Here is a 15,299-nt window from a genome sequence, read left to right as displayed (position 1 = left end):
TCAACTTCCATGGCAACCCATCGAGCTGTTCACGTCAAGTCGGCCGGGGCACCGTTAGAACTGGTCGATGTCGAAACCCGGTCGCCGGGTCGCGATGAGGCGCGCCTGACGGTCACCGCCTGCGGCATTTGCGGCACGGACGCGCACTTCGTCTCGGGGGGCTTCCCCGGCATGACTTGGCCGCTGACGCCCGGGCACGAAATCGCCGGAACCATCGCCGAACTCGGCGATGGTGTCCAGGGTTTCGCCGTCGGCGATCGCGTCGCGGTCGGGTGGTTCGGCGGGTGCTGCTACCACTGCGACGAGTGCCGCAAAGGCCGCTTCATTCATTGCGAGAACGGAAAGGTCCCGAGTTATCAATACCCGGGCGGATACGCGGAATCGGTGACCGTCCCGGCGAGTGCGCTCGCCCGCATACCGTCGGGGCTTTCCGACGCGGAGGCCGCGCCGATGGGCTGCGCCGGCGTCACCACCTACAACGCCTTGCGGCACACGAAGGCGGTGCCCGGCGACCGGGTCGCCATCCTCGGTGTCGGCGGGCTGGGGCACCTCGGGGTGCAGTTCGCCCGGGCGATGGGCTTTGAGACCATCGCGATCGCGCGCGGCGGCGGCAAAGAGGAGGACGCCCGAAAGTTGGGCGCCCACCACTACATCGACTCCACCGCCACCGATCCCGCCGAAGCGCTGAAGGCGCTGGGCGGCGCGGCGGTCGTGCTGGCGACCGCGGGCAACTCGCCGGCGATGGCCGCGACCGTCGGCGGGATATCGCCGCAGGGCGAGCTCGTCACCATCGGCGTCACGCCCGAACCGTTGCCGATCAGTCCCATCCAGCTGATCACACCGGGGGTCAGCATCGTCGGCCATCCCTCCGGCACGGCCAAAGACGTCGAGGACACTATGCATTTCGCGGTCCTGTCCGGTGTTCGTGCGTGGATCGAGGAGCTGCCGCTTCAGCGGGCGGCCGAGGGCTATGCGGCGCTGGAGCAAGGGCGAGCGCACTACCGCACCGTTTTGACGATGTGACTACAGTCGGGCTGTGACCGACCAGTGGACGCTGACCGCAGCCGACGGTGAGCTGCTGATCCGCACCGGCGTCGCGGGCCGGGCGGCGCGAATGGGACATCGGCTCACCATCGCGATGACGCGCTGGGAGGCCACGGTCGTGTGGGCCGGCGCCCAACCGGTCTCCGCGGAGCTGACCGTGGACGTCGATTCGTTCGAGGTGTTGCAGGGCGAGGGCGGGGTCAAGGGATTGTCCGGGCCGGAGAAGGTCCTGGTGAAGTCGAACGCGTTGAAGTCGTTGGACGCCAAGCGTTATCCCGAGATCCGGTTCGCCGCCGACACCGTCGGCAAGACCGACGACGGCTACCGCCTGAGCGGGAAGCTGCACATTCGCGGCAAGTCCCGCGAGCAAGTCGTCGATGTGCGCACCGAGGATCTCGGTGCGCGGTGGCGAATGTCGGTCGAATCCACGGTTCGGCAAACCGATTACGGCGTCAAGCCGTACTCGCTGCTGATGGGGTCGGTCCAGGTCGCCGACGAGGTTTCGGTGTCCTGCACCGCAATTCACGCGAAGGACGGTTGACCGACCGGCTGTCAGGGCTGCGGCTGGGCGGGCGCCTGCGGCGCCGAGTCGCCCGTCGGGTCACCGGCGTCGCCCGGTATGTGCTCGAGCACTCTGGTCAGGTAGGGCTGCCGGTTGCCGGGGTCCGGCGGCGGCGCCTCCGGGGCGGGGGGCTCGATGACCGGTTCCGCGGTGGGAACCTTCGCCTGCGGGGTCAGCGGCGCGACGACCGGGGGCGGGGCCACCGCCTCCGCGGTCTGTGGGGCCGGCGCGTGCTCCGTGTGCCGTTGCGCCGGTTGGCTCGCGGGCGCCAGCTGAATGCCAACCGCGAGCGATATCGAGCAGACGAAGGTGACCACACCGGCGGCCAGGGTGGTCACCGCCCCGGCGTAGGGCAGCTTGCGCTGCGCCTGCGGCGTTGCGACGGGTTGGCTCGGGGGCACGATCAGTTGGTCGTCGGTGAACTCGGTGCTTCGGGCGGCGGTTAGCGCCGCACCCCGCGCGACGGTCACCTGCGCCATCGTATGCACGAAAACCGGCACGGGCAGCGTCTTTTCCAGCTGCCACGAGAAACCGTCGATGTCGCTGTGCGCGCCGACGACGACAACCCCGCCGGGTTGCCAGCCGTTGCGGTCGAACATGCCGGTCAGCCAGCGGGTCAGGCCGTCGAAGCCGCCGCGCACCTGCTTGGTCGCCGTCTGGGTCTCCCCGTGGTGGGTGTCGACCATGACGACGGTCGTCGAATCCCGTTCGAGCAGGCAGACGGCGGTCTGTTCGTAGCCGATGACCGGTGCGATGGCCTGGGCCAGGGTCTCGATGGCGTCGAGTGCCCGGACGGGGACGACGTTGTCGAATCCGGCGTCGGTGAGCGCTTCCAGTAGCAGCGCGGCCTGCGCGGACGCCTCGTCAGTCCAGGTCACCCCGATGACCCGCAACCGGTGGTCGCTGGCGGCGGCCTGCGCCTCCACCCGCAATATCTCGTCCGTCACCTGTTCCGCGGTACTGGCGGCGTGCGGGCCGCGGCCGGCGGGCAGCTCCAGCTCCTGGTGGTCCAGGATGGTGCCGTCTGCGCCGTGTCCTTCAGCGAGAACCCACCCAACGGCGGCCGGCGTCACTGATAGCCCAAGTACCGTGTCCAAAACTTATGCCCCAATCGGTCCCGGGGCTCCGGCGCCCTCACCCGCACGACGCACCGGAAAACCCTGGTGAGGCGGTTGGTGAGAGCCGGAACGGACCCGAGATAACGTGGTCTTTCATCGGCTTGCTCCGAGAGAGCCTACGCGGTCGGCGCAAGTCCGGCTGCGCCGGTTCGACATCGCCGGACGGCCGCCCGGGCCGGAACCACCGGACGCGCAGGTGGGAAACGGCCGCCGTGTTGTCGCGGCGATAAATGCCTTGCCCGACGAATCGGCCTTTTTGGCGGCGTTTGGTGCGTCACGGTCCCGGCCGTCGTCCCTGGGGGGCCGAGAAACGGCTTTGTCCTGCCCGGCGCGCACCGATGTGACCGCTCGCTGCCAGGCGTTTCCGCGCCGCGAGGACCCTCGGCGGGACGGATGCGCACCGGTGCGCCGTTATCCCGGCCCGCCGAAATTGGTGGAAAAAAGCGATACCAAATCGAGATGTCCCCGCGTCCCGATCGACATTCGGGGCTTTTTCACGGTAAATTCCAGCCTGAGACCACGGTCACACACGACAAGGGGCAGGTATGACAGAACTGAGCGAGAAGGTCCGGGCCTGGGGGCGCCGGCTATTAGTCGGTGCGGCAGCGGCAGTGGCCCTGCCGGGCCTGATCAATCTTGCCGGCGGTGCGCCGACCGCGAGCGCGTTTTCGCGGCCGGGTCTGCCCGTCGAATACCTGCAGGTCCCGTCCGCCTCGATGGGCCGCAACATCAAGGTCCAGTTCCAGAGCGGCGGAAGCGGCTCCCCGGCGGTGTACCTCCTCGACGGGTTGCGCGCCCAGGACGACTACAACGGCTGGGACATCAACACGCCCGCGTTCGAGTGGTACTACAAGTCGGGTCTCTCGGTCGTCATGCCGGTCGGCGGGCAGTCCAGCTTCTACACCGACTGGTACCGCCCCGCGTGCGGGAAGGCCGGCTGCTCGACCTACAAGTGGGAAACGTTCCTGACCAGCGAACTGCCCGGGTACCTGTCGTCCGAGCGGAGCGTCAAGCCGAACGGCAGCGCCGCGGTCGGCATCTCGATGGCGGGCGCTTCCGCGATGAACCTGGCGAACTACCACCCCGGTCAGTTCATCTACGCCGGCTCGCTGTCCGGCTACCTCAGCCCGTCCACCGGGCAGGGCTGGATAGGTCTGGCGATGGGTGACGCCGGTGGCTATAAGAAGGAAGACATGTGGGGGCCTGACAACGACCCCGCGTGGCAGCGCAACGACCCCTTGGTCAACGTCAACCTGCTCGTCGAACACAACACCCGGCTCTGGGTGTACTGCGGCAACGGGACTCCGAACGAACTGGGCGGCGCCAACCTGCCGGCCACGTTCCTGGAGAGCAACTTCATGATCGGCGTCAACAAGAAGTTCCAAGACGCCTACAACGCGGCCGGCGGCCACAACGCCGTATTCAACTTCCCGCCGTATGGAACCCACAGCTGGGAGTACTGGGGAGCGCAGCTCAACGCCATGAAGGGCGACCTGCAGAGCAGCCTGGGCGCGACCCCCGGCGGCGGCTAGACCCTCACCTGCCCCGAGGTCGCTACTGCGCCCGACGACGACGCCGTCGGGCGCAGTAGTGCGTTATCGGCCGGGTGGCGATCAACCCGTTTTGGCGAACTGCTCGGTGATGTCGGTCCAGGCCGTCGCGTCCCTGCGGTGGTCATTCATGTTCCGGCACTCGCCGTAGACGCGTACGACGCCCAGGTGCAAGTCGTCGTCGTGCCGGTAGACGATCGCGGTGACGGCGTCCTTGGTGAACGTCTTGGCGAGCGGATGATTGTTGGGCGGTAAACCCTCGGCCCAGCCGTGCCCGGTCAGCGACGCGGCGATTGCGGCGAAGTAGTTGTCGGTCGATGCGGCGTCGGGCAGCCAGAACGTCAGGTAGATCGCGCCCTGATACGGCGGGTCGTCACGGTTTTTGCAGGACATCAGCGAGTAGCCGGCCGACGACGCCCGCAGGCCCGCCGTGGCGACGATGCTCTGGGTCGACTGGACGACTTGAGCCCTCGACTGGTCGTCACCGACCGGATTGGCGGGATGGTCCAGGGCGTCGGCGGCCGTCGAGTGCAGGCGCTCCAGCAGAATGAACCCCGCCCCCAGCAGCAAGGGAATGGCCAGCGCAACGACGATCAGCGCACGAATCTTCTTCGAGCGCAACGACTTCTGCGGCGTTTCGCCACCGCGGCGCGCACCGCGACTGTTCATGGTCGGCGACATCAGCACTTCAGGCTAACTCCGAAGGGCCCGGCTGCCGCACAATCATGGTCATGACCGGCGGCCGCGTCACGCTGATGGCCCGCTGCGGCGGACTGCTCGGCGGGCTGGCGATCCTGTTCGCGCCGCCGGCGCCGGCCGACGACACGAGCGCACTGGCCGAGCTGGTCGACGCCGCCGCGCAGCGGTTGCAGATCGCCGAACCGGTGGCCGCGTTCAAGTGGAACACCCACGGGGCCATCGAAGACCGGGAGCGGGTCCAGCAGGAACTCGCGAAATTGGCCGGCCAGGCCTCCGATCGACGCGTCGACCCCGATTACGTCACTTCGGTTTTCGGCGACCAGATCCGCGCCACCGAGGGCATCGAATACAGCCGGTTCGCGGACTGGAAGCTGGATCCCGCGGCCGCCCCGAGCGCGTCGCCCGACCTGTCGGTGTCGCGGTCGGCGATCGACGGCCTCAACCAGACGATGCTGAGCCAGCTCGTCGCCCACTGGGACCTGCTGCATTCACCGGCCTGCCCCGCGCAGCTCGACCTGGCCACGCGCGGCGTCGTCGGCGCGCGGGGGCTCGACGGTCTCTATCAACGGGCGCTGGCGTTAGCAACGCGGTCATATTGCCAGCAATAATTTATTTTTTCCTCAACAATTTCTAACACTTTATTCTCGCCGCCAGAAAACGCCGTTTGCGCAGATCAAAGGCATATCTCGCGTCATTTTCGAATGGGTAACGCTTTGGCCACAGCGGCCGAAATCCAGGGCATGAAAAATCTCTGCAAGCCTCTCGTCAAGTCCCTGGCGGTCGGCGGGTTCGTTGCAGCGTCGATAGCCTTCTCCGCCGGCGAGGTGAGCGCCGCCCCCACCCCCAACTGGGACGCGGTCGCCCAGTGCGAGTCCGGTGGCAACTGGCACGCCAACACCGGGAACGGCGAATACGGTGGACTCCAATTCAAACCGGCCACCTGGGCCCAATACGGCGGCGTCGGCAACCCCGCCGCCGCGTCCCGCGAGCAGCAAATCGCCGTAGCCAACCGGGTTTTCGCCGACCAGGGCGTGGAGGCGTGGCCGAAGTGCGGCGCCCAATCGGGCCTGCCGATCGGGTGGTACTCGCACCCCGCCCAGGGCATCAAGGAGATCATCAACGGGTTGATTCAGGCGGCGGCGCCGCACTGACGATCAAGGCTATGACCGAGCCGAAAGCTGTGTTTGGATCAGGCCATGGAAGGTTCGGCGACTGTTCACATGGCGGCGTCCGCGGACAAGGTCTGGGACCTGATCGCAAACGTCGGCAACATCGGACGGTTTTCCCCCGAAGTGTTTGAGGCCGAGTGGCTGGGCGACGCGAGTGGCCCGGCCCTCGGCGCGAAATTCCGCGGCCATGTGCGGCGCAACGAGATCGGGCCGGTGTATTGGACGACGTGTGAGGTCACCGCGTGCGAGCCGGGTCGCGAGTTCGGATTCGCGGTGATGCTCGGCGACCGGGCGGCCAACAACTGGCACTACCGCCTGGCGCCCAGCGACGGCGGCACGGACGTGACCGAGTCCTTCCGGCTCAGCCCGGCGCCGTGGCTCGGCGTCTACTGGCTGTTCGGTGGATTTCTGCGCAAGCGACGCAACGTCCGCGACATGACCAAAACCCTGAACCGCATCAAAGATGTGGTCGAGGCCGGCTGACGCGCCGTGAGATCGATCTTCATCACCGGCGCCGGCAGCGGCATGGGCCGGGAGGGGGCAAAGCTCTTCCACGCCAAGGGCTGGCGGGTCGGTGCCGTGGACCGCAACGCCGATGGCCTGACGACGCTGCAGTCGGAACTGGGCGCGGAGCGGCTGTGGACCCGCCGGGTCGACGTGACCGACAAAGCCGCGCTGGAGGGCGCCCTGGCCGACTTCTGCGCCGAGAACCCCGGCGGTGGGCTCGACATGATGTGGAACAACGCCGGCATCGGGGAAACCGGATGGTTCGAGGACGTGCCCTATGAGGCCGCGATGCGCGTCGTCGACATCAACTACAAGGCGGTGCTGACCGGCGCCTACGCCTCGCTGCCGTATCTGAAGAGGGCCCCCGGCAGCCTGATGTTTTCGACGTCCTCGTCGGCGGGGACCTACGGCATGCCGCGCCTGGCCGTCTACTCGTCGACCAAGCATGCCGTCAAAGGCCTGACCGAGGCGCTCAGCGTGGAGTGGCACCGGCATGGGGTCCGCGTCGCCGACGTGCTTCCCGGTTTGATCGACACCGGCATCCTCACCACGACGACCAACCACTCCGACGATGGGCTTGCGCCGAGGACCGCCGACGACGTTCGGGCCAGCGCCCCCAAGAAGGGGTTGTTTCGGCTAATGCCCGCGAGCAGCGTCGCCGAGGTCGCCTGGCAGGCTTATCAGAACCCGAAGCGGCTGCATTGGTACGTGCCCAAGGGCATTCGCATGATCGATCTGTTCAAGGGTTTGAGCCCGGAGTTCGTGCGACGCAGCATCGTCAAATCCCTGCCCGGAGTGATGCCGGCGCGGCAGTGAAGGAGGTGAACCGGTGCGAAACCGGTTACTCGCGGTCGTTTTCGTGGTGCTCGCGTGCGTCGGCGTGGCCGGATGCGGGCAGGCCCAAACCACGCCCCGCAAGGCCGCGCGCCTGACCATCGACGGTGCCAGTCATACGACACGCCCGCCGTCGTGCAGCCAGACCCAGCAGTACCGCACCATCGACATCAAGGACCGCGACGGCTCGGTGGAGGCCGTGGTGCTCACCAGCGGTTATCGGGTGATGCCCCAGTGGGTGAAGATCCGCAACGTCGACGGGTTCACCGGCAGCTTCTGGGCGGGCGGGGTGGGCGACGCGCACGCCGACGTCACCAACGACGCGTACACGATCAGCGGCAGCGCGTACGGCATCAACAGCAGCAACAACCCCAACAAGGTGATCACGACCGAGTTCAAGATCATCGCCGAGTGCTGACGCCGTCCGGGGTGCGGGCCTAGGCTCGGTGACATCGAGCGATGGAGGGGCCGGTGAAGGAACGTTTGCACTGGTTGGCGATGCACGGCTTCATCCGGGGCGTCGCGACGCTGGGGGTGCGGCGGGGCGACCTGCACGCCAGGTTGATCGCCGATCCAAGGGTGGCCGCCGACCCGGTGCCCTACTACGACGAACTGCGGGCCGCCGGCCCGCTGGTCAAGGGCCGCGTCAGTTATCTGACGGCCGACCACGCGCTCGCGCATGAGTTGCTGCGCTCCGACGACTTCCGCGTGCTGGTGTTCGGGTCGAACCTGCCGGGGCCGTTGCGCCGGTTGGAGGAACGCACCCGCGACGACCTGCTGCATCCGCTTCGCGCGCCGTCGTTGCTCGCCGTCGAGCCGCCGGACCACACCCGCTACCGCAAGACGGTGTCGGCGGTGTTCACCCCCAGGGCGGTAGCGGCGTTGCGCGATCGCGTGCAGCAGACCGCCGCCGACCTGTTGGATCGGCTGGCCGCCGAATCCGGACAGGTCGTCGACGTTGTGGGCCGGTATTGCTCGCAGCTGCCGGTGGCGATCATCAGCGATATTCTCGGCGTCCCCGCCGAAGACCGGCGGCGCGTGCTGGAGTTCGGCGAACTCGCCGCTCCCAGCCTGGACATCGGGCTGACCTGGCGGCAGTACCGCAGCGTGCAGCGAGGGCTCGAAGGGTTCAGCTCGTGGCTCGCCGGGCACCTGAGCGAGTTGCGCCGCAACCCGAGCGACAACCTGATGAGTCAACTGATCCAGATCGCCGAAAGCGGCTCCGCCGAAACGTATTTGGACCCCGACGAGCTGCAAGCGATCGCCGGGCTGGTGTTGGCCGCCGGGTTCGAGACGACGGTCAACTTGCTGGGCAATGGGATTCGCATGCTGTTGGACGCTCCCGACCGCCTGGACACCTTGCGCCACCGGCCCGAGCTATGGCCCAACGCCGTCGAGGAGATCCTGCGGCTGGAGTCGCCGGTGCAGCTGACCGCCCGGGTGGCGCTGGGCGACGTCGAGCTGGCCGGTCAGCAGCTTCGCCGGGGCGACCTGGTGCTGGTCTATCTGGCCGCCGCCAACCGCGATCCGGCGGTGTTCGCCGAGCCGCACCGCTTCGACATCGAACGGCCCAACGCGGGAAGGCATCTTGCGTTCTCGGGCGGCCGGCACTTCTGTTTGGGTGCGGCGCTTGCGCGCGCCGAGGGCGAGGTGGGGCTGCGCACGTTCTTCGACCGGTTCCCCGAGGTCCGCGCGGCGGGCGCGGGCAGCCGGCGCGATACCCGCGTGCTGCGCGGCTGGTCGTCGCTGCCGGTGGCGCTGGGGCCGGCCCGGTCGATGGCCCGCGTCGACGGCTAGGGCATCCCCCGTTGACACCCGGGGAGTTACCGAGTTTATTTGCGCTATGACAGACGTGTCTATGATCTCGGTCGAGGATGTCGTACTCGGGCTATGGCAGGCGCTCTCGCGGCGGGACTGGGAGGCGGTCAAGACGTTCCTGTCCGATGACTGCCTCTACGTCGACATGCCGGTGCCCGCGTTGTCGGCGCGCGGACCCGAAGACATCGTCAAGCGGCTGAAGATGGGCCTCGAGCCGCTGGCCGGTTACGAGAACCACGACGGCGTGCTGGTTTCCAACGGTTCCGACGTGCTGTACGAGCACTCCGAGACGTGGACGTTCGAGACGGGCGAGCAGGGCGTGCTGAGGTTCGTCACCGTCCATAAGGTCGCGGACGGGAAAATCACCGTCTGGAAAGACTATTGGGACATGAACAGTCTCGTCAGCTTCGCTCCCCCGAACCACTTCGAGAACCTCGCGACGGCCGACACCAGCTGGGTCTTCGACGCGACGAGCTTGGTCTAGCGGAACCGTCCACTCGTTTCTCTCCCGGTGTGAGCGCACGAGCACTCCCCCAGAACTGACCAAGCGGAAGGTTCAGGGCTGGGTGGCCAGACTGAGAGACGCGTCGGCGCGCGCCACCACGTTGTCGCCGTGGCGGGTTGGTCAACGGCGAGCCCTCTTACGCGGGGCGGGCACGCGCGATGCTTACCAAATGGATAGGAAACTCTATCCCTAGAGGCAACCCAATCTGGCTTCCCGGCCATTCCGGGAGCAGTGCTTCGTCCATCACCATTTTCTTCATGATTCGGCATGAACCGCGCAACGACGATGCACATGACCGAAAGGACGTCGACGATGCCATGACCGCCAGCAACATCCACCCGCCGACCGCCGCCGACCAGCAGAACCCTCTCCGGTCGGCGTTCCGGGCCGCCTTCATCGTGGCTGTGACTGGTGGCACCTTGGCCGGCACCGGGCTGGTCCTGTGGCTGTTGAAAGCGCTGGCGACGAGCAGGTACGGCGTCTACTTCGGGGTCTAGCCCGAAGTGGTCTCGGAATCTTGAGGAGGTCCCATGGTGAAGTCGGAGATCGCGGTTGTGCTCGCCCTGTGCGCCGCGCTGGCATCCGCGATCGGCGCGGTGAGCCGTCAACAGTCCGCGCACGAGGTCACCGACGAGCCAGTCGGCCACTGGGAGTTGTTCCGCATGTCGTTGCGCGACACCCGGTGGTGGCTTGGCGGCGGCGGTGCCGTTGCCAACTACAGCCTGCAAGCCGCCGCGCTGGAGGTCGGGTCGGTGATGTTGGTGACGGCGCTGCAGGTGACGGCGCTGCTATTTGCCCTGCCGGTCAACGCGCGGCTGACCCGTCAGCGGGTGACCCGCGGGCAGTGGATGTGGGCGACGGTGCTCGCCGTCGCTCTGGCGGTGGTGGTCACGGTTGGCGACCCGACGGCCGGGCAGTCGCAGGGGTCGCCGGCAACCTGGACTCTGGTGGCCCTGGTGTTGGGTCCGCTACTGGTGTTCTGTGTCCTGGGTGCGCGCAAGTGGCCCGGTCCGCGTGCGGCGGTACTGCTGGCGGTGGTGGCCGGTTCGTCGCTGGCCCTGTTCGCGGTGCTGACCAAAGCCGTCGTCGCGGCGGCCGGACACGGTTTCGGGGCGCTGCTGTGCGCGCCGGAATTCTATGTCTGGATACTGGCGGCGTTGGCGGGGATGGTCTTTCAGCAGTCTTCGTTTCGCGCCGGTGCGCTGACCGCCTCACTGCCGTCGGTGACCGTGGCCAAACCGGCGGTGGCATCGGTCCTGGGCATCGTGGTGCTCGGCGAGACCCTGAACGCCGACGGCGTGGGCGTGATGGTCCTGGCGTCGGCGGCGATAGTGGTGATTGTCGCGATAGTGGCGCTGGCCCGCGGCGAGGCCCATACGGGGGCGCTCAGTACTGAGCAAAACGCGCAGACCCCGGCCAATGCCGACACCGGCTGGGTGTTCGGCGCGCCGGCCTTGGTCTGACCGACCGGTCGGCGGCCTGCATTCGGCCCTCCGCCGACGCTAATCCTGTTGCGCCACAGGATGTTCGGCGATGCCGGCGCCTGGGCGTTCGGATGGTCACCCCTCGTCCTCCGACCATCCGATCGCTTGGGAGCAGCGCCGGTCATCGCCGACCGCTACAAGTACTGCTGGACTCCCCCGTGTCCGTGGCAGGTGCCGCCCGCATGCGGGTGTTCGCTGAACGACCAGCTGCCGTCCGCGCATTTCGCGGTGGCACCGGGTGGCTGTGACGGGCCTTGTTGCGGATAGGGCACGCAATCGCCGGAACTGGCGATGTAACAGCCGGGCGATGAGTGGGCCGGTGCTGCCAGACCGCTTGCGGCGGCGGCGACGACGGCGGCGACGAGAGTCGCTCGAAGCAACATGCTCCCAAATCCTTCTGGTCCTGCGATGGATGGTGACGTTGCCCGATTCGTCGATCGGAGCCTATGCCGCGCGGGGATTTCTCGGGGGGTGAATTGGAAAAATTCGCCTACGACTCGGCGAGCTTCCGCAGGCGTTTGAGTGTGTCGGCGACGGTGCGTCCCACCTGGCGCACGGCGATCCGGTCAGCGATGTACCCGAGCAGTCCCCCGGGCGCCTGATACGACAGCCGGAACGTCACCTTCGTGCAGCCGTCGCCGCGGTCGCGCAACCGGATCCGTCCGCGCAGCGTGACCCCGGTGATGCCCACCCAGGCCAGGTCCCGGCCCTCGTCGAACTCGACCACCTCGATCAGCCCACCCACGGGCACCGAGCCGATCTTCCAGTGAACGGTGTAGCGCGCACCGACGCCGGCCGGCTTGTCGTTCGACGACTCCCAGCGCTCCAAGTTCGTCATGAACGACGGGTAGCAGTCCGGGTCGCTGACGATCTTCCAGACCGCGTCGCGGTCGGCGTTGATGACGCAGCGGCGTTCGACGCGCATCAGCCGATCACCGGGAATCGTCGCTCGGCGGCCAGCCGGTCGACACCGCCCTGCAGGCTGGCCATGACCTTGTCGTGCACCGCTTGGTCTTCGAATTCCGAGCCGTCGACCTCGATCGGGTCCTGCACCTCGATCACGATCTTGGTCGGCAACGGAATGTGGCCCGCCAGGTCGCTGATGTTGAGGCCCCACGGCAGCGCCAGCGAGATCGGGATGCTCTTGAGCCGGAGCAGCTTGTCGGCCATCAGCAGCTTGGCCAGCCACTGCCCGCGGTTGAGGAACAGCGCGCTCTCCTGGCCGCCGACGCTGGCGACGGGAACGATCGGCACGCCGGTTTCGCGGGCCAGCCGCACGTAGCCCATGCGGCCGCCGAAGTCGACGGTGTGGCGTTCCCACGACGGGCGGAAGACCTCGTAGTCGCCGCCGGGGTAGACCAGCAGCGCCGCCCCGGATTCCAGTGCGAGGCGGGCGTTTTCGGGGTTGGCGGCGACCGTGCCGAACTTGCGCAGCCAGCCCAGCGGCGGTGCGGAGACGACGAGGTTGTGGGCCAACTGATAGAAGGGCCGCTCGACGCCGAAGTAGGAGCAGAACGCGAGGGTGAAAACGAACGTGTCCGGGGGCACGTTGCCGCCGCTGTGGTTGCCGACCAGCAGCACCGGCCCCTCGGCCGGGATGCGGTCCATGCCCCGCACGTCCGCGCGGAAGTACAGCGACGCCAGCAGCCAGGTCCCCGGAAGTTGGTCGCGGATGTAGTCCGGATCGCGCTGATCGAGGTCGGCTTTGGGCACCCGCGACACGACCTGATCGCGGGCCCAGTTCAAGACGTCGCCCATGGTCGCCATTGGGGCGGGGTACCCCGGTGCTACCGCACGTCAAACGCCATAGAGGCGGGCGGCGTTGCCGTGGGCGATCAGGTCGACCACCCGGATGGCGTCGCTCGCGCTCCAATCGCCGTCGGCCACGAAGTCCCGCAGCACGCGATGAATTGCCCTGCGCCACAGGGCCGCGCCGAGGAAATGCAGTTCGGCGGGGCCGAACCCGTCCGACGAGTACAGGATTTTGCCGAAGGGGGCCAGCTCGAGCAGCCGGGCGGCGAACGCCGGTGACCGCGCGCCAAGCTGGTTTACGGTCAGTCCGCCGTCGACATAGACGTTGTTGAAGGCCTGCGCCAGGTAGCCGGCCTCCCGCTCGTACGGGTAGCAGTGCAGGAGCACGATCGGGGTGGCCCCGGATCGCCGCAGGAAGTCGAGCAGCAGCAACGGGTTGGTCTTGTGCAGGTCGCAGTCCCTGTCGCCGAGGCCGACGTGGAATTGCAGGGGCTTGCCCAGTCGGAGCGCCTGATGGAGACCGAAGCGCAGCAGCACCCGGTCCTGCAGCCGGGTGCCGCCGGCGTCGCGCCACCGGGCGGCCGCCTCGGTCACCTGCGCCGGTGACGGCTCGCTCAGGTCGCCGTCGAAGCCGCCCCGGTAGGCCAGGATCGACTTGGTGCCCACCGCCGTCGCCGCGCGCCGGCGCAGGATGTCCTCGAAGGCCCTCGCGTAGTCGCCCGGCGCCCGCGCGGCCTGCTCGGCGACCTGCTCGAGGCGCACCACCTCGTGGGCGCGGTTGCCGGAGAGGTTCGCCATCTCGTCCGGCCCGGCGGTGTCGGCGCCGATCCCGGTGTCCACCAGCCAGTCGCTGACTCCGGCGGCCGGCAGGAACGTCCGGGCCAGGTCGGCCTCGCTCAGTTGGCTTCGGCGATCCCAATAGGATTGGGGCTCAGCATGTTTGGGCAGGCCCAGCAGCGGGGCGCAGTGGGCGCGCACGGCGAAGCCGAGCTGAGAGTCGAAGCCCGACCCCACGATGGGCTCGGTGTTGGCCTCGTTGAGCGCGTTCTCGAACCGCCGCCGGTCCCCCGCCGTCAACCAGCATCCGTGCGCGTGCTGGTCGATCAGGGCCACTTCGCCGACGTGCCGGGCCAGCGCGGAGGAATCAGGCGCCATGACGAGCCCGTCACACGCTCCAGGCCATGCGGAACTTGTCCGCCAGTTGCTCGGCCTCCAGGCCGCCGTACCGCTCGTGCTCCAGGCGCCGGACCGCGACCACCATGTCGACCGCCGGATCGCCCAATATGCCCCGCATCAGCTCCGAGCCGTCCAGTGCGGCAATGACTTCCGCCTGTTGCCGGTGCAGGGTGGCGATCCCGTTGCGCTCGCGATCGGCATCGGACAGGGTGGCCGGGTCGACGGTGATCTCCGGTGGCAGCGGCGCTCGGCGGTTGATGCCGTCCAGCGCGAGCCCCAGAATCGCCGCCGACGCCAGGTAGGGGTTCGCCGAGGGGTCCACGATCTTGACTTCGACGTTCCCGCCACGCGGGTTGCCGGGCCCGCCCTCGATGAATCGCACCGCCGCCTCGCGGTTCTCGGTGCCCCAACACGCGTAGGCGCCGGCCCAGTTGCCGGGGTGCATCCGCAGGCCGGACACGATCGACCCGCAAAGCACGGCCTGCGCCTGCGGCAGTCCACGAACCACCCCCGCCACGGCGCTCTCCCCCGGCACCGTCATGCCGCGCGCGCCCGCGCCACCGGAGAACAGCGGCTCCTCCGACATGGTGAGCGAAAAGTGTTGGTGCGCACCGGATCCGACGCCGTCGGCGAACGGCGCGGGCGAGAAGCTGATGCGAAGCCCGTGGCGGCGCGCCACGCGGCCGATGACGAGCCGCAACAACACCAGCTGGTCGGCGGCGGCCACCGGCGTTTGGGGCGCCATGGACAGTTCGAATTGGTTGGCGCCGTACTCGGGATGAAACTGGTCGATCGCGATGCCGGCCACCGCCGCCGAGCGGGTCACGTCCCGGACGAACGCCTCGTGCTCGAGGATGCCGGCCAGCCCGTACTGCGCCCACAGCGTCGACGGGAGGCGGCCACCGTCGGGCGCGACCAGCAGGAATTCGACCTCGTGCCCGATCACCGCCTCGACACCGGCCTCGGCCAGCGCGGCCTCGACGCGGCTCAGCGTGCCGCGCGCGCAGGCCGGAACGGGCGCGCCGTCCTGCTCGAAGAACCCGGCGGGCGCCCACGCCAGCCCCTGTCTCTTATACACATC

19 protein-coding genes are annotated in these 15,299 nt (G+C 68.2%); 12 read left to right on the top strand and 7 right to left on the bottom strand.

Translation table 11 applies throughout. The annotated features are described in order from the left end of the window. The first annotated feature begins 9 nt into the window (after positions 1-9). Both WU80_RS14835 and WU80_RS14830 read left to right on the top strand, forming a co-directional pair. Positions 10-1,023 (top strand): alcohol dehydrogenase catalytic domain-containing protein, encoded by a 1,014-nt coding sequence (locus WU80_RS14835; protein WP_055403438.1) that lies wholly within the window; start codon positions 10-12, stop codon positions 1,021-1,023. 13 nt (positions 1,024-1,036) lie between these two features. Beyond that, entirely contained in the window at positions 1,037-1,585 is a 549-nt protein-coding gene (locus WU80_RS14830) for a YceI family protein (protein WP_055403437.1), read from the top strand. 11 nt (positions 1,586-1,596) lie between these two features. On the opposite strand, the gene WU80_RS14825 is transcribed toward WU80_RS14830, so the two are convergent. Beyond that, complete coding sequence (locus WU80_RS14825; protein ID WP_055403436.1) at positions 1,597-2,703, bottom strand: hypothetical protein; 1,107 nt, start codon at positions 2,701-2,703, stop codon at positions 1,597-1,599. Positions 2,704-3,269: 566 nt separating this feature from the next. Between WU80_RS14825 and WU80_RS14820 the strand changes: the two genes are divergently transcribed. Then, positions 3,270-4,256, top strand: a complete 987-nt coding sequence (locus WU80_RS14820; protein WP_055403435.1) for an esterase family protein — start codon at positions 3,270-3,272, stop codon at positions 4,254-4,256. A gap of 81 nt (positions 4,257-4,337) precedes the next feature. Here the strand turns inward: WU80_RS14820 and WU80_RS14815 are convergent, their stop codons facing one another. Further along, positions 4,338-4,955: a hypothetical protein gene (locus tag WU80_RS14815; protein WP_197281253.1), complete on the bottom strand. Its 618-nt coding sequence runs from the start codon at positions 4,953-4,955 to the stop codon at positions 4,338-4,340. 44 nt (positions 4,956-4,999) lie between these two features. On the opposite strand from WU80_RS14815, the gene WU80_RS14810 reads away from it, so the two are divergent. From WU80_RS14810 to WU80_RS14770, 9 genes are all read left to right on the top strand, one after another. Further along, positions 5,000-5,581, top strand: a complete 582-nt coding sequence (locus WU80_RS14810) for a chorismate mutase (RefSeq protein ID WP_055403434.1) — start codon at positions 5,000-5,002, stop codon at positions 5,579-5,581. 93 nt (positions 5,582-5,674) lie between these two features. Further along, on the top strand, positions 5,675-6,124 hold the full coding sequence (gene rpfC, locus WU80_RS14805) for a resuscitation-promoting factor RpfC (protein ID WP_231633829.1): 450 nt from the start codon (positions 5,675-5,677) through the stop codon (positions 6,122-6,124). Positions 6,125-6,151: 27 nt separating this feature from the next. Further along, positions 6,152-6,625: an SRPBCC family protein gene (locus WU80_RS14800; protein WP_369808537.1), complete on the top strand. Its 474-nt coding sequence runs from the start codon at positions 6,152-6,154 to the stop codon at positions 6,623-6,625. A gap of 6 nt (positions 6,626-6,631) precedes the next feature. Then, positions 6,632-7,465 (top strand): SDR family oxidoreductase, encoded by an 834-nt coding sequence (locus WU80_RS14795; RefSeq protein ID WP_055403431.1) that lies wholly within the window; start codon positions 6,632-6,634, stop codon positions 7,463-7,465. 13 nt (positions 7,466-7,478) lie between these two features. Next, positions 7,479-7,901 (top strand): lipoprotein LpqH, encoded by a 423-nt coding sequence (locus tag WU80_RS14790; RefSeq protein ID WP_055403430.1) that lies wholly within the window; start codon positions 7,479-7,481, stop codon positions 7,899-7,901. A gap of 53 nt (positions 7,902-7,954) precedes the next feature. Beyond that, a complete protein-coding gene (locus WU80_RS14785) occupies positions 7,955-9,280 on the top strand; it encodes a cytochrome P450 (protein ID WP_055403458.1) in 1,326 nt (441 codons plus the stop codon). 61 nt (positions 9,281-9,341) lie between these two features. Then, on the top strand, positions 9,342-9,785 hold the full coding sequence (locus tag WU80_RS14780; protein ID WP_055403429.1) for a nuclear transport factor 2 family protein: 444 nt from the start codon (positions 9,342-9,344) through the stop codon (positions 9,783-9,785). 278 nt (positions 9,786-10,063) lie between these two features. Further along, a complete protein-coding gene (locus WU80_RS14775; RefSeq protein ID WP_055403428.1) occupies positions 10,064-10,303 on the top strand; it encodes a hypothetical protein in 240 nt (79 codons plus the stop codon). A 33-nt stretch (positions 10,304-10,336) separates the two neighbouring features. Continuing rightward, positions 10,337-11,269 (top strand): DMT family transporter, encoded by a 933-nt coding sequence (locus tag WU80_RS14770; RefSeq protein ID WP_055403427.1) that lies wholly within the window; start codon positions 10,337-10,339, stop codon positions 11,267-11,269. Between the two features lie 155 nt (positions 11,270-11,424). On the opposite strand, the gene WU80_RS25470 is transcribed toward WU80_RS14770, so the two are convergent. The 5 genes from WU80_RS25470 to WU80_RS14750 form a co-directional block, all read right to left on the bottom strand. Further along, entirely contained in the window at positions 11,425-11,673 is a 249-nt protein-coding gene (locus WU80_RS25470) for a DUF3761 domain-containing protein (protein WP_082459860.1), read from the bottom strand. Between the two features lie 107 nt (positions 11,674-11,780). Continuing rightward, positions 11,781-12,215 (bottom strand): SRPBCC family protein, encoded by a 435-nt coding sequence (locus tag WU80_RS14765; RefSeq protein WP_055403426.1) that lies wholly within the window; start codon positions 12,213-12,215, stop codon positions 11,781-11,783. Continuing rightward, positions 12,215-13,057, bottom strand: coding sequence for a lysophospholipid acyltransferase family protein (locus WU80_RS14760; RefSeq protein ID WP_055403425.1), 843 nt, complete (start codon positions 13,055-13,057; stop codon positions 12,215-12,217). The genes WU80_RS14765 and WU80_RS14760 overlap by 1 nt, the downstream gene beginning before the upstream one ends. Positions 13,058-13,087: 30 nt before the next feature. Then, positions 13,088-14,197, bottom strand: a complete 1,110-nt coding sequence (locus WU80_RS14755) for an amidohydrolase family protein (protein ID WP_055403424.1) — start codon at positions 14,195-14,197, stop codon at positions 13,088-13,090. Positions 14,198-14,207: 10 nt separating this feature from the next. Then, a partial coding sequence (locus WU80_RS14750; protein WP_055405779.1) for a glutamine synthetase family protein occupies positions 14,208-15,299 on the bottom strand: 1,092 nt, incomplete at its 5' end.

Origin of the sequence: Mycobacterium sp. UM_11 (assembly GCF_001414075.1) — a bacterium.
Classification (GTDB): domain Bacteria; phylum Actinomycetota; class Actinomycetes; order Mycobacteriales; family Mycobacteriaceae; genus Mycobacterium.
This window is presented reverse-complemented; position numbering and strand designations above follow the sequence as displayed.

Excerpts from the sequence above, each read along its gene's own strand:
- WU80_RS14780 (WP_055403429.1), top strand. The coding sequence starts at position 9,342 with ATGATCTCGGTCGAGGATGTCGTACTCGGGCTATGGCAGGCGCTCTCG.
- WU80_RS14835 (WP_055403438.1), top strand. The coding sequence starts at position 10 with ATGGCAACCCATCGAGCTGTTCACGTCAAGTCGGCCGGGGCACCGTTA.
- WU80_RS14760 (WP_055403425.1), bottom strand. The coding sequence starts at position 13,057 with ATGGCGACCATGGGCGACGTCTTGAACTGGGCCCGCGATCAGGTCGTG.
- WU80_RS14770 (WP_055403427.1), top strand. The coding sequence starts at position 10,337 with ATGGTGAAGTCGGAGATCGCGGTTGTGCTCGCCCTGTGCGCCGCGCTG.
- WU80_RS14755 (WP_055403424.1), bottom strand. The coding sequence starts at position 14,197 with ATGGCGCCTGATTCCTCCGCGCTGGCCCGGCACGTCGGCGAAGTGGCC.
- WU80_RS25470 (WP_082459860.1), bottom strand. The coding sequence starts at position 11,673 with ATGTTGCTTCGAGCGACTCTCGTCGCCGCCGTCGTCGCCGCCGCCGCA.
- WU80_RS14765 (WP_055403426.1), bottom strand. The coding sequence starts at position 12,215 with ATGCGCGTCGAACGCCGCTGCGTCATCAACGCCGACCGCGACGCGGTC.
- WU80_RS14815 (WP_197281253.1), bottom strand. The coding sequence starts at position 4,955 with ATGTCGCCGACCATGAACAGTCGCGGTGCGCGCCGCGGTGGCGAAACG.
- WU80_RS14820 (WP_055403435.1), top strand. The coding sequence starts at position 3,270 with ATGACAGAACTGAGCGAGAAGGTCCGGGCCTGGGGGCGCCGGCTATTA.
- WU80_RS14775 (WP_055403428.1), top strand. The coding sequence starts at position 10,064 with ATGATTCGGCATGAACCGCGCAACGACGATGCACATGACCGAAAGGAC.
- WU80_RS14810 (WP_055403434.1), top strand. The coding sequence starts at position 5,000 with ATGGTCATGACCGGCGGCCGCGTCACGCTGATGGCCCGCTGCGGCGGA.
- rpfC (WP_231633829.1), top strand. The coding sequence starts at position 5,675 with ATGGGTAACGCTTTGGCCACAGCGGCCGAAATCCAGGGCATGAAAAAT.